Annotated in this window: 15 protein-coding genes and 1 tRNA gene; 4 read left to right on the forward strand and 12 right to left on the reverse strand. The window is 67.4% G+C overall.

Going from position 1 to position 15436, the window contains the following annotated elements; genetic code table 11:
* Positions 1 to 12: 12 nt before the first annotated feature.
* The 6 genes from AC2A1N_RS05940 to AC2A1N_RS05965 all read right to left on the reverse strand — a co-directional run bounded on the left by AC2A1N_RS05940 (position 13) and on the right by AC2A1N_RS05965 (position 3977).
* The gene (locus AC2A1N_RS05940) at positions 13 to 567 is read right to left on the reverse strand and encodes a NuoB/complex I 20 kDa subunit family protein (RefSeq protein ID WP_005417936.1); all 555 of its coding nucleotides are present in this window, start codon (positions 565 to 567) and stop codon (positions 13 to 15) included.
* Positions 558 to 914, reverse strand: coding sequence for an NADH-quinone oxidoreductase subunit A (locus AC2A1N_RS05945; protein WP_005417937.1), 357 nt, complete (start codon positions 912 to 914; stop codon positions 558 to 560). Before AC2A1N_RS05945 ends, AC2A1N_RS05940 begins: the two co-directional genes overlap by 10 nt.
* Before the next feature lie 111 nt (positions 915 to 1025).
* Positions 1026 to 1110 (reverse strand) — tRNA-Leu (locus AC2A1N_RS05950).
* A 51-nt stretch (positions 1111 to 1161) separates the two neighbouring features.
* Positions 1162 to 1599, reverse strand: coding sequence for a preprotein translocase subunit SecG (secG, locus tag AC2A1N_RS05955; RefSeq protein WP_049415231.1), 438 nt, complete (start codon positions 1597 to 1599; stop codon positions 1162 to 1164).
* A 31-nt stretch (positions 1600 to 1630) separates the two neighbouring features.
* Positions 1631 to 2386 (reverse strand): triose-phosphate isomerase, encoded by a 756-nt coding sequence (gene tpiA / locus AC2A1N_RS05960; RefSeq protein WP_242892478.1) that lies wholly within the window; start codon positions 2384 to 2386, stop codon positions 1631 to 1633.
* A 613-nt stretch (positions 2387 to 2999) separates the two neighbouring features.
* Complete coding sequence (locus AC2A1N_RS05965) at positions 3000 to 3977, reverse strand: isopenicillin N synthase family dioxygenase (RefSeq protein ID WP_061480011.1); 978 nt, start codon at positions 3975 to 3977, stop codon at positions 3000 to 3002.
* Positions 3978 to 4126: 149 nt separating this feature from the next.
* Here AC2A1N_RS05965 and AC2A1N_RS05970 point away from each other — a divergent pair, with 149 nt between their 5' ends.
* From AC2A1N_RS05970 to AC2A1N_RS05980, 3 genes are read left to right on the forward strand one after another with little or no spacing between them, the layout of a single operon-like run.
* Positions 4127 to 6004 carry a DUF3413 domain-containing protein gene (locus AC2A1N_RS05970; RefSeq protein WP_061480012.1) on the forward strand — a complete coding sequence of 626 codons (1878 nt, stop codon included), beginning with the start codon at positions 4127 to 4129 and terminating at the stop codon, positions 6002 to 6004.
* Between the two features lie 20 nt (positions 6005 to 6024).
* Complete coding sequence (locus AC2A1N_RS05975; protein ID WP_134969165.1) at positions 6025 to 7170, forward strand: glycosyltransferase family 4 protein; 1146 nt, start codon at positions 6025 to 6027, stop codon at positions 7168 to 7170.
* Positions 7163 to 8020, forward strand: coding sequence for a polysaccharide deacetylase family protein (locus tag AC2A1N_RS05980; RefSeq protein ID WP_242892474.1), 858 nt, complete (start codon positions 7163 to 7165; stop codon positions 8018 to 8020). The genes AC2A1N_RS05975 and AC2A1N_RS05980 overlap by 8 nt, the downstream gene beginning before the upstream one ends.
* Positions 8021 to 8101: 81 nt before the next feature.
* Here the strand turns inward: AC2A1N_RS05980 and glmM are convergent, their stop codons facing one another.
* The 5 genes from glmM to trpB all read right to left on the reverse strand — a co-directional run bounded on the left by glmM (position 8102) and on the right by trpB (position 13268).
* On the reverse strand, positions 8102 to 9463 hold the full coding sequence (gene glmM / locus AC2A1N_RS05985) for a phosphoglucosamine mutase (RefSeq protein ID WP_242892470.1): 1362 nt from the start codon (positions 9461 to 9463) through the stop codon (positions 8102 to 8104).
* Positions 9463 to 10338 carry an acetyl-CoA carboxylase, carboxyltransferase subunit beta gene (gene accD / locus AC2A1N_RS05990; protein ID WP_005417947.1) on the reverse strand — a complete coding sequence of 292 codons (876 nt, stop codon included), beginning with the start codon at positions 10336 to 10338 and terminating at the stop codon, positions 9463 to 9465. Before accD ends, glmM begins: the two co-directional genes overlap by 1 nt.
* A gap of 215 nt (positions 10339 to 10553) precedes the next feature.
* Positions 10554 to 11363, reverse strand: coding sequence for a tryptophan synthase subunit alpha (gene trpA / locus AC2A1N_RS05995; protein WP_242892468.1), 810 nt, complete (start codon positions 11361 to 11363; stop codon positions 10554 to 10556).
* 1 nt (position 11364) lies between these two features.
* Positions 11365 to 12054 (reverse strand): hypothetical protein, encoded by a 690-nt coding sequence (locus AC2A1N_RS06000; protein ID WP_061480017.1) that lies wholly within the window; start codon positions 12052 to 12054, stop codon positions 11365 to 11367.
* A complete protein-coding gene (gene trpB, locus AC2A1N_RS06005) occupies positions 12051 to 13268 on the reverse strand; it encodes a tryptophan synthase subunit beta (RefSeq protein WP_061480018.1) in 1218 nt (405 codons plus the stop codon). Before trpB ends, AC2A1N_RS06000 begins: the two co-directional genes overlap by 4 nt.
* 98 nt (positions 13269 to 13366) lie before the next feature.
* Between trpB and AC2A1N_RS06010 the strand changes: the two genes are divergently transcribed.
* Positions 13367 to 14254, forward strand: coding sequence for a LysR family transcriptional regulator (locus tag AC2A1N_RS06010; protein ID WP_242892464.1), 888 nt, complete (start codon positions 13367 to 13369; stop codon positions 14252 to 14254).
* A gap of 71 nt (positions 14255 to 14325) precedes the next feature.
* On the opposite strand, the gene AC2A1N_RS06015 is transcribed toward AC2A1N_RS06010, so the two are convergent.
* Complete coding sequence (locus tag AC2A1N_RS06015) at positions 14326 to 15435, reverse strand: toxic anion resistance protein (protein ID WP_242892461.1); 1110 nt, start codon at positions 15433 to 15435, stop codon at positions 14326 to 14328.
* Position 15436 lies beyond the last annotated feature (1 nt).

Genomic DNA, 15436 nt, shown 5'->3' on the forward strand with positions numbered 1-15436 from the left:
CAGGTGAAGGGGTCAGCGGGCGATGGTCTGTGTACGCCAGATCTTCTTCTGCAGCTGCAGGATCCCGTACACCAGCGCCTCGGCAGTCGGCGGGCAGCCCGGGACGTAGACGTCCACCGGCACCACGCGATCACAGCCGCGCACCACAGAATAGGAGTAGTGGTAGTAGCCGCCACCGTTGGCGCAGCTACCCATCGAGATGACCCACTTCGGGTCCGGCATCTGGTCGTAGACCTTGCGCAGCGCCGGGGCCATCTTGTTGACCAGGGTACCGGCCACGATCATCACGTCGGACTGACGCGGCGAAGGGCGGAACACTACGCCGTAGCGATCCAGGTCCAGGCGCGCGGCGCCGGCGTGCATCATCTCGACGGCGCAGCAGGCCAGGCCAAAGGTCATCGGCCACATCGAGCCGGTGCGCGCCCAGTTCAGCAGTGCGTCGACGCTGGTGGTGACGAAGCCCTTTTCCAGCAGCGGGTTGTCGCCTTCCGGCCGCAGGATGTCATCAACCCGGCCTTCCGGCGACGGATTGTTCATGAGGCCATCGAGAGTCTGAATCACTCCCATTCCAGCGCTCCCTTCTTCCAGACGTAAATGAAACCGAGGAACAGCATGCCGACGAACAGGCCCATGGTAACCAGCGAACGGGCGCCCAGTTCCATGAAGACCTGGGTCCACGGCACGATGAAGATGATTTCCAGGTCGAAGACGATGAACTGGATCGCGATCAGGTAATAGCGCACGTCGAACTTCATGCGCGCGTCTTCGAAGGCTTCGAAGCCGCACTCATACGGCGACAGCTTTTCCAGATCGGGGCGGCGGGGACCGAGGAATCGACCAACCAGCATCAGCGTAACGCCGATACCGGTGGCAACGATCAGAAACAGCAGAGACGGCAAATATTCGGCCAGCACAGCGATTCTCTCTTGCCTCTGCCGCTGCGCCTGCAGGCGCTTTGGCATGGGGGAGTGGACGGGAACCTGCCTGGCGCCTTGCGCGCCAGACGAACCCGCTTTACTTACAAATGGTGCCCAAGAGGGGACTCGAACCCCTACGACTTGCGTCGCTACCACCTCAAGGTAGTGCGTCTACCAATTCCGCCACCTGGGCAAACGATCACATCAGACTATCTTTCCGATGCGCCGCGTATTGTAACCGGCTTCAGTCTTTCTGGGAGCCTTCCGAAGGCTTTTCTTCACCAGAAACCGAAGATTCCGCCTGAGCCGGCACATTGGCGGCCGGAACCGGGGCTGCCGGGACCGCATCGGCCTTCGGGACGGCCGGCAGCTCGCCCGCCGGAGCCGCCGGAGCGGTCGCTGCCGGGGCGGACATCAGACCCAGATCCTGGTCGGCCGCCGGACGGGTGCCGTGACCGGCATACCAGGCCATGAAGAGGCTGATGCCAAAGAACACGACAGCCAGCCACTTGGTCGACTTGGACAGGAAGTTCGAGGCGCCACGCGCACCGAACACCGTGCCCGAGGCACCGGCACCAAAGCCCGAACCTGCCGCCGCACCCGAGCCACGCTGCATCAGGATCAGCGCGATCATGGCCACAGCGACCAGCACGTAGACGACATTGAGGATCAACATCAGCATTGGAAACCGCCCTCGGACAATACTTCTAGGATTAGTTCGCGGCCGCCGCCCGTGCGATGGCCAGGAAGTCCGCGGCCACCAGGGAGGCGCCGCCGACCAGCCCACCATCGACATCCGGCTGCGCGAACAGTTCCCCGGCATTGTCGGGCTTCACGCTACCGCCGTAAACAATGGGCAGTGAATCGGCGATTCTAGCATCGATACGCGCGACTTCGCCACGGATGAACGCGTGCACCTGCTGTGCCTGCTCCTTGCTGGCGGTACGGCCGGTGCCGATGGCCCAGACCGGCTCGTAGGCGACCACGGCGTTGGCGAAACCGGCCGCACCGACCAGTTCCAGCACCGGCGCCAGCTGGCTGGCGATGACCGCTTCGGTCTGCCCGGCCTCCCGCTGTTCCAGGGTCTCACCCACGCACAACACCGGGACCAGGCCGGCATGCTGGGCGGCGGCGAACTTGCGCGCGACCAGCTCGCTGCTTTCATGGTGGTACTGGCGGCGCTCGGAGTGGCCGACCAGACCATAGCGGGCCCCGACCTCGACCAGCATGGCTGCGCAGACCTCGCCGGTGTAGGCACCCTTCTCGTTGCTGCTGACGTCCTGTGCACCAAAGGCCAGGCCGGTCGCGCCGAAGTCCTCGACCAGCTCGCCCAGGTACGGCAGCGGCGGCATGATCACCACGTCCACGCCCTCCGGCGGCAGCCCGGCGACCACCTGCCCCAGCAGTTCATTGGCGAATTGACGGCTGCCGTGCAGCTTCCAGTTTCCGGCGACGATCTTGCGGCGCATGAGCGGGTGGCTCCTGTGTGAAGTCAGCCGGTCATGATACCCGTTACGGCAAAAATCCGTTTCCGTGTAAGCGGTTACATGGGTTTTCAGCCAACGGCGCAGCCCCTTGTGGCGAGGGTCGGGTTGGTCACGGAGAGCCCGGCTGGATCTGGGGCTTGGCCGCGGCATGGATGCCGCGAACACCCCCGTCATCCCCGCCCGGCCTCTGACACATTCCGACGGTTCCGCCCGCCACGGAAAGAAAAAAGAAGAGCAAGAGCAAAAGCGGCATTCCGGGTGCCCTGCCCCACTTCGATCTGACAGATCTCATCCACGCAAGGCGTGGATCTACCGCGTCGACCAAGGTCGACACCCACCGGGAATCGCGATTTACCCACCGTCACCGGGAAACTGTCGAAGGCGGGGAGGTGTCGGATGGCGGGGTGTCCGCGGCATGGATGCCGCGGCCAAGCCCCCAGGGATGGGTCAACGGCGTCCCCGCCATCCGACACCTCCCCGCCTCCCCACGGAACACCCCAGAGCCGCTTTGGCTTTGGCTTTGGCTTTGGCCTCTGCGGGTGCAGGGTGCAGCCCTGCAAAGAAAAAGGCCGCCTTTCGGCGGCCTCACTTTTCTTTACTTCAGCTTGATCTCGCGCAGGCGTTCCTCGAGGAAGCCGTGGGCGGTGATCGGCTCCGGGTACCGGCTCGGGTTCTCCGGGGTGATGCACGAGGGCAGCACGTCGATCAGGAAGTCCGGGTTCGGGTGCAGGAAGAACGGTACCGAGTAGCGCGGCTGGCGCGCCAGTTCGCCCGGAGGATTGACCACGCGGTGGATGGTCGACGGATACACATGGTTGGTCAGGCGCTGCAGCATGTCGCCGATGTTGACCACGATGGTGTCCGCGTCCGAGGTGAACGGCACCCACTCGCCGTCGCGCGACTGCACTTCCAGCCCTGCGGCACTGGCACCCACCAGCAGGGTGATGAAGTTGATGTCGCCATGAGCACCGGCACGCACGTTCGGGATGTCGTCGGTGGTGATCGGCGGGTAGTGGATCGGGCGCAGGATCGAATTGCCGAAGTTGGTCTTGTCGGCGAAGAAATTCTCCGGCAGGCCGATGTGCAGGGCGAGCGCCGACAACACGCGCGACCCCAGGTTGTCCAGCGCCTGGTACAGGCCGTACCCCCGCTCGCGGAAGCCCTCGACTTCGGTCGGCCACAGGTTCGGCGCCATCACGTCACGGTACTTGGAGTCGTCGGCGATCTCGCGGCCGATGTGCCAGAACTCCTTCAGGTCGAAGTGCTTGGAGCCCTTGGCGGTCTCCACGCCGAAGGGGGTATAGCCGCGGGCGCCGCCGCTGCCAGGCACGTGGTACTTGCGCTTGACCTCTTCCGGCAGGGCGAAGAAGGCCTTGAAGGCATCGTAGGCCGCGTCGATGTCGGCCTGCGGGATGCCGTGGTTGCGGATGCCCGCGAATCCCCATTGGCGATAGGCCGCGCCCAGCTCGGCCACGAAGGCCTCGCGGTCGCTGTCGAAACGGGTGATGTCGAGGGTGGGGATCTGGCTCACAGCGGTTCCTGGCTTGTCATTGGGTCTGGGGGGCCAGCGCATTCATGGCCCGCCTGAACATTGTGACAGATCGCCCGGGGGACGCCATTCGATACGAAGAAACAAACCGATACAATGCGCGACCCGCGCGCGGATTAACGCTTCCGTCACGTGGCGCCCGACCTTTCCCCGCTCCCTGAATCCGCTTCGCCATGTCTGCAGCCGCCCCTGCCGCACTCGCCCTTGAAGGCTCCACCCGGCGTTGGCGCCGGCTGGCCTGGTGGTCGCTGTTCGTCGCCGGCAATGCGGTCCTGGCTGCGGCGATCGCACTGGGCAACGTGCCGCTGCGGGACAATCCAGGCGGCAGCCCGGGCCTGGCCTACCTCGCGATCGCCCTGCCCGGCCACCTGCTCGCGTTCGGCGCGCTGGCCGGCCTGCTGCCGTTGTTGCTGGGGCTGTGGCCACGCACTGCCCGTACGCTGAGCATCAGCGCCGTTCTCCTGCAGGGCCTGTGGCTGTGCCTGCTGCTGGTCGACGCCAAGGTGTTCACCCTGTATCGCTTCCACCTCAACGCCATGGTCGTGAACATGGTGTTCGGCGGCGCCCTGCAGGACCAGGTCGCCCTGTCCTGGAAGACCTGGCTGCAGGTCGCGCTGCTGGTCGCCGCGGTCTTCGCCGCCGAAGGCCTGCTGGCCTGGGCGTGCTGGAAGCTGCTGCCGGCCGTGCCGCGCCGGCGACGGGTGCTGCAGGCGTGGGCAGCGGTCGCGCTTCTGATGGCCGGCGGCCAGGTGGCCACCGCCTACTACGACGCCCGCGGCGACCGCGATGTGATCGCGCAGTGGAACTACCTGCCGTGGGCGCAACCGATCACCGCCAAGAGCTTCATGCGGCGCCTGGGCGTGGTCAGCCAGCAGCAGGCCGGCCTGCCCGACCCGCGCCATGCGCAGCTGCAGTACCCACTGCACCCGCTGCGGTGCCAGAACCCGCATCGTCCCAATGTGCTGATGGTGGTGCTGGAATCGCTGCGCCAGGACGTGCTGACACCGCAGCTGATGCCCAACACGTTGGCGCTGGCGCAGGACGCGCGCGTGTTCGACCAGCACTTCAGCACCGGCAATGCCACCCGCTACGGCCTGTTCGGGCTGCTGTACGGCCTGCCCGGTGGTTACTGGCCAAGCATGCTCGACGAGCAGCGCGGCTCGCAGCTGTTCCAGGTGCTGGGCCAGCAGGGCTACGACCTGCACCTGTACGGCAGTGCGCCGTTGTACAGCCCGGAATTCGATCGCACGGCATTCGCCGATGTGCGCGACCAGCTGCACCAGGGGCCATCGGCACTGAAGTCCGACGGCCGCGACCGCGCGATCATCAGTGCACTGCAGCAGGACATCCGCGCCAGCCAGGCGGCGCAGCGCCCGTGGTTTGGCTTCGTGTTCCTCGACTCCACTCACGCGCCCTACCACATGCCCGATGGTTACCCGCCCGTGGCGACGCCGATGGCTGCGGACATCGACTTCCTCAAATTCGGCCCGGAGCATGACCCGACGCCGGAACTCAACCGCTACCGCACCGCCGTGCACTACGCAGACAGCCTGATCGGCTCGCTGCTGGACGACCTGCGCGCACAGGGCCTGGCCGAGGACACCATCGTGCTGGTCACCGGCGACCATGCCGAAGAGTTCAACGACCTCAAGCTGAACTATTGGGGCCACAACGGCAACTTCTCCGACTACCAGCTGCAGGTCCCGTTCGTGCTGCATTGGCCAGGCAGGGCCGCTGGCCGCGACGCCCGTACCAGCTCGCACGAAGACTGGGTACCGACACTGATGCGCCATGCGCTGGGCTGCGAGAACGCGCTGAGCGATTACAGCACCGGCCAGGACCTGCTGGCCGAACCGCAGGGCCCGCGTGCCCTGGTGGTCGAAAGCTGGTCGCAGCGCGCGATACGCCATGGCGACGCGATCTACGTGTTCGACAAGTTCGGCAACGCCACAGCGCTGGACCGGCACTACCTCCCGCTGCCCCAGCAGGCCCCTGATGCGGCTGCCGTACGCACTGCATGGGAAGCGTTGACCCGCTTCCGCAATCGTTGACCTTCAAGGATCGATCCCGCATGAACCGTCCGCTGCGCATCCTGCACACCGAAGCCGCCAAGGGAATGGGCGGGCAGGAGATCTACATCTTCCGCCACATGCAGGTGATGCGCGCGCGTGGCCATGAGGTGGCGCTGCTGTGCCAGCCCGAAGCGCGACTGGCCAAGCTGGCACGCGACGACGGTTTCACCGTGCACACCCTGCGCATGGGGGGCCTGCTGCGCCTGCTGCGCGGCATCTGGTCGGTCTCGCGCCTGGTGCGTCGCGAGCGCTACGACGTGGTCAACACCACCAGCCGCCGTGACGCGCTGATCGCCGCCGCCGGTGCACGCCTGGGCGGCACACCGCTGGTAATACGCTCGCGCCACCTGATGAGCCCGGTCAACTCGCTGCTGACCTATACCGGCCTGCCGCACCGGGTGATGACCGTCAGCAGCTTCGTCAAGCAGCTGCTGACCGAGCGCGGCATTCCGGCCGAGCACATCGGTATCGTGCCGCCAATTGCAGTCCCGCCGCGCTGGAGCGAGATCCGCAAGGCCGATCCCTGGCAATGCCTGCAGGAGGTGCGCGCGGAGGTGCGCGCCGAGCTCGGTTTCGGCGAGCAGGACATCGTGGTCGGTTGCGTGGCGGTGCTGCGCGGCCCCAAGGGCCATGCCGACCTCCTGCAGGCGATGGTGCCGCTGTGCAGGACGCATCCGAACCTGCACCTGGTGGTGATCGGCGATGGCCAGCCGGTCATGGATCGGCTGCAGGCGCTGCGCGACGAGCATGGGCTGCAGCAACAGGTCCACCTGCTCGGCTATCGTGACGGCGCGTGCCGGCTGATGGCCGGCTTCGACATCTTCGCGCTGGCTTCGCACAAGGAAGCGGCCGGTACCGTGTTCCTGGAGGCCGCCTATGTCGGGGTACCGATCGTGGCCACGCGCGTAGGTGGCGTGCCGGAGATGGTGGTCGAGGGCAGCAATGCGATCCTCACCCGATTGGGCGACAATGCAGCCCTGACAGGCGCACTGCGCCTGCTGGTGGAAGATCCGGAACGGCGGCGGCAGATGGGCCGCGCCGGGTGGGACTGGATGCACAGCGCGCACCGGTTCACCCCCGATGGCCACGGTGAGACCACCGAACACTACTACCGCCAGTGGCTGAAGGAGCTGGGACATGGCTGATGCCCGAACCGTACCGGTGCTCATGCACCACCACGTCAGTCCGTCGCCGGGCATGATCACCGTGTCACCGGAGAATTTCGAAAGCCAGATCGCCTGGTTGGCCGGCAACGGCTGGACTTCGCTGACACTGGACCAGTACGCCGGCTTCCTGGCCGGCAAGCCGGTGCCGCGCAAGTCGATCGTGATCACCTTCGACGATGGCTACCTGGACAACTGGGTGTATGCGCACCCGATCCTGCAGAAGTACGGCATGCACGCAGTGGTGTTCGTGGTCACCGGCTGGATGGGTGAAGGCCCGGAGCGGCCCCACGCGGGGCTTGCCGGGGCAGTGCTGCCTGCCACGCCGGACCACCGCGGCTGCGAAGCGGCGATCTACGAGCAGAACCGCAGCGACGACGTGATGATGCGCTGGAGCGAAGCGCGCGCGGCCATCGCCGCCGGCACCTTCGAAGTGCATTGCCACACCCATACCCACACCCGCTGGCTGCGCCGCGACGACCTGGACCGCGCACAGCGCCGTGCGGGCCTGAGCCACGACCTGGCAGTCTCGCGCGAAGTCCTGCGGGACAAGCTCGGCGAGGTGTCCGATACGCTGTGCTGGCCTTACGGCGATTTCGACGAGGATCACATCGAGGTGGCACGCGAGCACGGCTTCCGCTACCTGCACACCACCCACCCGTTCGGCCGTAATGTGGTCGGCGGCGATCCGGAACGCATCTACCGCTTCGCGATCCGCAACCGCCCGGCGAGCTGGTTGCGCAAGCGCATCGCCCAGAGCTACACCCCCCTGATCGCGCCGCTGTTCAATGGCTTCAAGGCGCGGCAGAAGAAGATGGTGCCGGGGCCGTGAGCCTCGCGCAGCCTTGCCGCCTGAACGAAAAAACGCCCCGGCATTGCGGGGCGTTTCTGTTTGGGCAAATGCACAGCTGCCTCAGGCGGCGGCTTCACGGACCGCTGCAGACAGGCGGTCCAGCGTGTCCTGCATCAGCGTTGCATCATCGGCCTCGACCGTGACACGCACCACCGGCTCGGTACCGGACGGGCGCAGGAACGCACGGCCACGGCCGGCCACTGACTGCTGCGCGACGGCCAGCGCGGCCTGCACGCTGTCGGCCTGCACGGTGGCCTTGGCCGAGACATTGCCCAGCCGCACGTTGACCGTCTTCTGCGGCACCCGCAGCAGCCCCTTCAATGCCTGGCGCAGGGTCTGCCCGCTGTTGCGCAACGCCACCAGCACCTGCAGCGCACTGACGATGCCGTCACCGGTGGTGGCCCGATCCAGGCACAGCAGGTGGCCGGAGGCTTCGCCGCCGAGCACCCCACCGCCTTCGATCAGCGCCTGGTGCACATAGCGATCACCGACATTGCTGCGCACGAACGGAATCTGCAGATCGGCGAAGGCCTTCTCCACGCCGTAGTTGCTCATCAGCGTGCCGACCACCGGGCCGCGCAGGCGGCCTTCGGCTTTCCATGCCCGTGCCAGAATGTAAAGCAGGTCGTCGCCGTCGACCGGGTTGCCCTGGTCGTCGGCCATCAGCACGCGGTCGCCGTCGCCGTCGAAGGCAATGCCGAGATCGGCGCGGGTTTCGCGGACCTTGGCCGCGAGATTGTCGATATGGGTGGAGCCCACGCCGGCGTTGATGTTGACGCCGTTGGGCTCGGCGCCAATGCCGATCACCTCGGCACCCAGCTCGCGGAACAGCAGCGGTGCGATCTGGTAGGTGGCGCCGTGCGCGCAGTCCAGCACCAGGCGTACGCCACGCAGGTCGAACGCGCGCGGCACGCTGGCCTTGCAGAACTCGATGTAGCGGCCGACCGCCTCGCGGCCACGCGACGCCTTGCCCAGCTTCTCCGATTCGACGGTGGTGAACGGAACGTCCAGCGCCGCTTCGAGGGCAAGCTCGGTGGCATCGTCGAGCTTCTCGCCCTGGGCGGAGAAGAACTTGATGCCGTTGTCGTAGTGCGGGTTGTGCGAGGCACTGATGACGATGCCGGCATCCACGCCCAGCGTACGGGTCAGGAACGCCACCGCCGGCGTCGGCATCGGGCCCAGCAGCTGCACGTCGGCACCGGCGGCCACCAGGCCGGCTTCCAGCGCCGCCTCGAACATGTAGCCGGAAATGCGGGTGTCCTTGCCGATCACCACGATCGGCCTGCGCCCGTCCTGGCCGCGCAGGGCGACCAGGACACGGCCCAGCGCGTTGCCCAGGCGCAGCACGAAGTCGGCCGAGATCACGCCCTGGCCGACCCTGCCACGGATGCCATCAGTACCGAAGTACTTGCGGCCTCCCATCAAGCCACCTCCGGCGCCGGCTGACGGCCCAGCATCGCCAGCAGGTCGGACAGGCGGTCGCGCAGCTCGCGGCGATCGCAGATCTGGTCGATGGCACCATGTTCGAGCAGGAACTCCGAGCGCTGGAAGCCTTCCGGCAGTTTCTCGCGCACCGTCTGCTCGATCACGCGCGGGCCGGCGAAGCCGATCAGCGCCTGCGGTTCGGCGATGTTGATGTCGCCCAGCATCGCAAAGGAGGCCGAGACACCACCGGTGGTCGGATGGGTCAGCACCGAGATATACGGCAGCCCGGCTTCACGCAGCTTGCCCAGCGCGGCCGAGGTCTTGGCCATCTGCATCAGCGAGAACAGGCCTTCCTGCATGCGGGCGCCACCGCTCTGCGAGAAGCACACGTAGGGCGCACCGATCTCGACCGCGGTTTCTGCGGCCAGTGCGAAACGCTCGCCGACCACCGAGCCCATCGAGCCGCCCATGAAGGCGAAGTCGAAGGACGATGCCACCAGCGCACGGCCCTTGAGCAGGCCGCGCATGGCGATCAGCGCGTCGTACTCGCCGGTATTCTTCTGCGCGATCTTGATGCGCTCGCTGTACTTCTTCTGGTCCTTGAACTTGAGCAGGTCGGTCGGCCCCAGGCGCGCACCGATCTCGGTGGTGCTGTCGGCGTCGAACAGGGCGGCCAGGCGCGCGCGCGCGCGGATCGCCATGTGATGGCCGCACTTCGGGCAGACTTCCAGGTTCTCTTCCAGTTCCGGACGGTACAACGCGCTGCCGCAGTTGCTGCACTTTTCCCACAGGCCCTCGGGGACACTGCGCTTCTTGCTGGGGGTGTTGTCGGTGCGGATGCCGGACGGCATCAACTTGCTGAGCCAACTCATGCGGGAGGACACTTCCGTTCAGGGCGGCCCGGGGGCCGCAAAGGCGGACAGTCTAGCTCCGCTTTCCCCGCCCGTGCACCCCCTTGCCAGCCGCGGGGAAGCCGGAAAAAACCATGCTGGGACGTACGTTTAGGTGCTGGGCGGTGCCCGCCGCCGGCCGGCAGCCTTTGCACGCCAGCCATCAGGAGGACGCCGGCCAGCGGCCGGCAGTCCTGTTACGCGTCCAGCGCCTGCCGCAGCGGGGCGAGGAAGGCCCGGGCGCGCTGCACCGCGTCTTCCGCCGAGCCCGCTTCCGCCAGCGCCGCCACCAGCGCGCTTCCGACCACCACGCCATCGGCCTGGCGGGCCATGGCCGCGGCACTGGCAGCATCCTTGATGCCGAAGCCCGCCACCACCGGCACCGACGCGCGCGCGCGCAACGCCTGCAGGCGGGTACTGGCGGCATCGCTGTCCAGGCGCTCGGACGCGCCGGTGACACCGGCAAAGCTGACGTAGTAGAGATAGCCACGGGCCAGCGCCAGCAGCTTGCCGGCTCGCGCCTCGCTGGTGGTCGGCGACGCCAGCAGGACCAGCGCAAGGCCGGCTGCGTCGAACGCCTGCTGGGCATCGCCCGCTTCTTCCGGCGGCAGGTCGACCAGCAGCACGCCGTCCACGCCTGCGTCGACGGCGGCCTTGGCGAAGGCCGCGTAGCCATGGATCTCCACCGGGTTGAGGTAGCCCATCAGCACCACGGGGGTCTGCGCATCGCGTTCGCGGAACTGCGCCACGGCCTGCAGGACGTAGCGGCTGCCGGCGCCGCGTGCCAGCGCGCGCTCGGAGCTGCGCTGGATGGTCGGGCCATCGGCCATCGGGTCGGAAAACGGCACGCCCAGTTCGATCACGTCGGCGCCGGCCTCGACCAGTGCGTGCATGACCGGAACGGTCGCCTCCAGCGAGGGATCACCGGCGGTGACGAAAGGAATCAGCGCCTTGCGCTGCTGTTCGCGCAGACGCAGGAAGCAGGCATCGAGTCGGGATACGGACATGTCAGGTACATCCTTCGATCAGGTCAACGGCGCCGCTGGCGCCCCAGTACATTCGGGAGATGGTGCCGTCGACGATCTCCACGCGGATCGCCAGGTCGGAACCGGGGTCCTGCCAGAGCAGGCTCTCACCGGCCTCCGCATCATCGTCATAGGGTTGCGTGGAAACGCCCTTGGGCAACTGCTGGAGTGCCTGCGCGCGTGGCATGCCCAGATGAAGGCCAAACGGCCCCGGCTGCAGCACCACCTGGCCGGAATCGTCAATGGGGGCCAGGTCGAAGCGCACCACGTCGCCGTCCTGCACCATCATCGCCACGCCCTCGGGCAGCGTGCCGCGCTCGTAGTACTCGCAACGCCCAGCGGTCGACTCGCCCAGCCCGGCCGAGTGCCACTGCGCCTCGCCCTGCAGTTCGCTGAAGGGCTGGCCGATCAGCACCTCACCGGCATGGTCCAGGGCCACCGACACCACCGCCCGGGCCGCCTGGTCCTCGCCGCCATCGCCTGCCGTGGACATCGCCGCGTCCTCGATCGGGCGATATGCGGCCTCATCGTCGTTGCTGGCCGGTTCGCGTGCCGGGGCGATCGCCGCAGGGGTGGCCGGGGCCGGGGCAAGCACCGGTGGATCGGGCGGCGTGCAGCCGCCCATGCCGATCACCAGCACCAGCGCCCCGCCGTGGCGCAGCACGTGATTCACAGCACCAGCCCTTCGCGCGCGGCGATGGTGTGCACGTCCTTGTCGCCACGGCCGGACAGGTTGCACAGCACGATCTGGTCACGCGGACGCTCACGCGCCAGCTTGATCGCCTGTGCCAGTGCGTGGCTGGACTCCAGTGCCGGCAGGATGCCCTCGGTATGCGCCAGCAGGTGGAAGGCCTGCAGCGCTTCTTCATCAGTGATGCCGAGGTAGCGCGCACGGCCGGTATCGGCCAGGAAAGCATGCTCCGGGCCGACGCCCGGATAGTCCAGGCCGGCCGACACCGAGTGGGTCTCGATGATCTGGCCGTCGTCGTCGCACAGCACATAGGTGCGGTTGCCATGCAGCACGCCCGGCCGACCGGCGGCGATCGATGCGGCGTGGCGGCCGGTGCCGATGCCGTCGCCGGCGGCTTCGGCGCCGACGATCTCGACCTGGCGATCATTGAGGAAGGCGTGGAACAGGCCGATGGCGTTGCTGCCGCCGCCGACGCACGCGGTGATCGCATCGGGCAGGCGGCCATACTCGGCCAGCATCTGTTCGCGCGCCTCGCGGCCAACGATGGCGTTGAAGTCACGGACCATGCGCGGATACGGATCCGGGCCGGCCACGGTGCCGATGATGTAGAAGGTGTCCTGCACGTTGGTCACCCAGTCGCGCATCGCTTCGTTGAGCGCGTCCTTCAGGGTGGCCGAGCCGGAGGTGACCGGCACCACCGTCGCGCCAAGCAGCTTCATGCGGTAGACGTTGATCTTCTGCCGCTCGATGTCGGTGGCGCCCATGTACACCACGCATTCCAGGCCCAGGCGGGCGGCAACGGTGGCACTGGCAACGCCGTGCTGGCCGGCACCGGTCTCGGCGATGATGCGCTTCTTGCCCATCCGCGCGGCCAGCAGTGCCTGGCCGATGGTGTTGTTGATCTTGTGCGCGCCGGTGTGGTTCAGGTCTTCGCGCTTGAGCAGGATCTGCGCGCCGCCGACATGGGCGCTCAGGCGCTGGGCGTGGTAGATCGGGCTCGGCCGGCCCACGTAATGGGCCAGGTCGCGGTCGTAGGCCGCCTGGAATGCCGGATCCTGACGGGCCTGGTCATAGGCCTGGGCCAGTTCCTGCAGCGGACCGACCAGGGTTTCGGCGACGAAGCTGCCGCCGTAGCGGCCGAAATGGCCCTGGGCATCCGGGAAGGCGTGGTAGTCGGCAATGGGGGAGGCAGACATGGAAGCGACCGCTGGTATCGAGACAGGTGGATACTCTAGCGCACGGGTCTTGACCGGAAAATGGATATTATCTGGCGCATATCGTCAGGAAATCTCACATGAGCCACTCCCTGCTGCCACCGCTCAATGCGCTGCGTGCGTTCGAGGCCACCGCCCGTCTCGGCGGCGTCGGCCGCGCCGCACACGACCTGCATGTCACCCATGGTGCGGTCAGCCGGCAGCTGAAGCTGCTGGAAGACCATCTCGGCCTGGCGCTGTTCCAGCGTGCCGGTCGCGGCCTGCGCCTGACCGCTGCGGGCACGCGGCTGCAGGCAGCGTGCAGCGAGGCCTTCGGCGGCATCGAAGACTGCGTGCGCGAACTGCGGCGGCCGGCGGCGGCCCCGGCGCTGGTGCTGGGCTGCAGCGGCAGCGTGCTGGCGCGCTGGATGATCCCGCGCCTGCCTGCGCTGCAGGCCGCCCTGCCCGGCGTGCGCCTGCAGTGGTCAGCGCTGGATGGCAGCTTCACCGAGGCACAGGCGGCCCTGGATGCGGTGCTGCTGCTGGCGCAGGGGCCGTGGCCCCGGGGCTGGCAGGTGCGTGAGCTGGCGCCGGAACGGGTCGGCGTGGTGGTGGCGCCCTCGCATCCGGCGGCGCAGCGGCTGCGGCATGTACCGCCCTCGGCGCTGCTGCAGGAGACGCTGCTGCACACCAGCTCACGGCCGCAGGCGTGGCCGGCGTGGGCGCAGGCGCACGCTCTGGACCCCGCGAAGCTGCAGCTGGGCACGGCCTTCGAGCATCTGTACTACCTGCTGGAGGCAGCGGTGGCCGGGCTGGGCCCGGCGATCGCACCCGAGCCACTGGTGGCCGAGGACCTGGCCGCCGGGCGACTGGTCGCGCCGTGGGGGTTTGCCGCCACTGGTGGTTTCTGGGTGCTGGCGCGACCGGACGGACCACCTGATGCGCGCGTGGATGCGCTCGCCGACTGGCTGGGCCAGCAACTCCGCTGACAACAAAAAGGGGACGGAGGGAATTAAGTCGCAAGTGGCACAAACGACTTGATTCCCTCCGTCCCCTTTTTTCAGCTGGCGGTCGCTGTGACCAGGCGCTGCTGCAGGTCTTCGCGCAGGCGCGACAGCTCCGCTTCCGCCTGCTGCCGCTGCTGCATCCCTTCGCGATGGATGCTGCGCACTTCTTCCACCGTGGCGATCAGCTGGTCGTGCACATGGCGCAGCGTGGCCACGTCGATCACGCCGCGCTGGTTGCTGCGCGCGGTATCCACCGAGGCCTGGCGCAGCAGGTCGGCATTGCGGCGCATCAGTTCGTTGGTGGCGTCATCGATGGCCGTGGACAGTTCGACCGCAGCCTTCTGTTCGCCCAGCGAGAGCTGGATGGCGAACTGGCGCTTCCACGACGGAATGGTGATGTCGCGGACGGTGTTGAACTTCTCGATCAGCTGCAGCGCGTTGGCCTGGATCAGGCGGATCATCGGCAGCGACTGATCGGCCGCATGCTGCATCAGCTGCAGGTCGGACACCCGCTTTTCGAGGAGGCGGATCGCGTTGTCGACTTCGCTCTGGCGGATGCGCTGCTGCGGATCCTCACTGCCCTGCCCGGCCAGCTGTTCGGCCTGCAGTTCGGCCAGCCGCTGCTTGCCGGCTGCCGCATACAGTCCAAGCGCACGACGCTCTTCGCGGACGATATCGTGCATGCGGTCGAACTCGCCCACGCGCTTGCCCATCAACGCCTGCTGCACGCCAACGTCGGCCAGCAGCTGTTCGATCTGCGCGTTGGTGTCGCTGAACTTCTGCACCAGCTCGCCCTTGGAGGCGCGCATGCGGTCGATCAGGCCACCGATCACCGGCACCTTCGAACGCTGGGCGAAGCCGTCCAGCTTCAGGCTGCGCGCGATGCGCACCACCTCGCCCAGCTTCTCGCCACTGGCATCCAGGTCACGATTGCGGACCTGGTCCAGCAACTGGCTGGAGAACGCGGCGGTGCGCGTGGCCGCCTCGCGGCCGAACACCTGCAGGTTGCCCGGGCGCAGATCGTCCAGTTCCAGACGGATCTCGGCGATGCGCGGCAGATCCTCGCGGACCAGCCCAAGCGCCTGCAGTGCACCTTCGTCGAGCGCAGTGGCGGTGGTCGTGCCGGGTACGAGGGCACCGGGGGTCTGGCTGTCCTGGGTCATC

Source organism: Stenotrophomonas maltophilia group sp. SKK55 (genome assembly GCF_057179845.1).

Coding starts and splice junctions, on each gene's coding strand:
- AC2A1N_RS05940 (WP_005417936.1), bottom strand. CDS start 567: ATGGGAGTGATTCAGACTCTCGATGGCCTCATGAACAATCCGTCGCCG.
- secG (WP_049415231.1), bottom strand. CDS start 1,599: ATGCTGATGTTGATCCTCAATGTCGTCTACGTGCTGGTCGCTGTGGCC.
- tpiA (WP_242892478.1), bottom strand. CDS start 2,386: ATGCGCCGCAAGATCGTCGCCGGAAACTGGAAGCTGCACGGCAGCCGT.
- AC2A1N_RS05965 (WP_061480011.1), bottom strand. CDS start 3,977: ATGCGCTGGCCCCCCAGACCCAATGACAAGCCAGGAACCGCTGTGAGC.
- AC2A1N_RS05970 (WP_061480012.1), top strand. CDS start 4,127: ATGTCTGCAGCCGCCCCTGCCGCACTCGCCCTTGAAGGCTCCACCCGG.
- AC2A1N_RS05975 (WP_134969165.1), top strand. CDS start 6,025: ATGAACCGTCCGCTGCGCATCCTGCACACCGAAGCCGCCAAGGGAATG.
- AC2A1N_RS05980 (WP_242892474.1), top strand. CDS start 7,163: ATGGCTGATGCCCGAACCGTACCGGTGCTCATGCACCACCACGTCAGT.
- glmM (WP_242892470.1), bottom strand. CDS start 9,463: ATGGGAGGCCGCAAGTACTTCGGTACTGATGGCATCCGTGGCAGGGTC.
- accD (WP_005417947.1), bottom strand. CDS start 10,338: ATGAGTTGGCTCAGCAAGTTGATGCCGTCCGGCATCCGCACCGACAAC.
- trpA (WP_242892468.1), bottom strand. CDS start 11,363: ATGTCCGTATCCCGACTCGATGCCTGCTTCCTGCGTCTGCGCGAACAG.
- trpB (WP_061480018.1), bottom strand. CDS start 13,268: ATGTCTGCCTCCCCCATTGCCGACTACCACGCCTTCCCGGATGCCCAG.
- AC2A1N_RS06010 (WP_242892464.1), top strand. CDS start 13,367: ATGAGCCACTCCCTGCTGCCACCGCTCAATGCGCTGCGTGCGTTCGAG.
- AC2A1N_RS06015 (WP_242892461.1), bottom strand. CDS start 15,435: ATGACCCAGGACAGCCAGACCCCCGGTGCCCTCGTACCCGGCACGACC.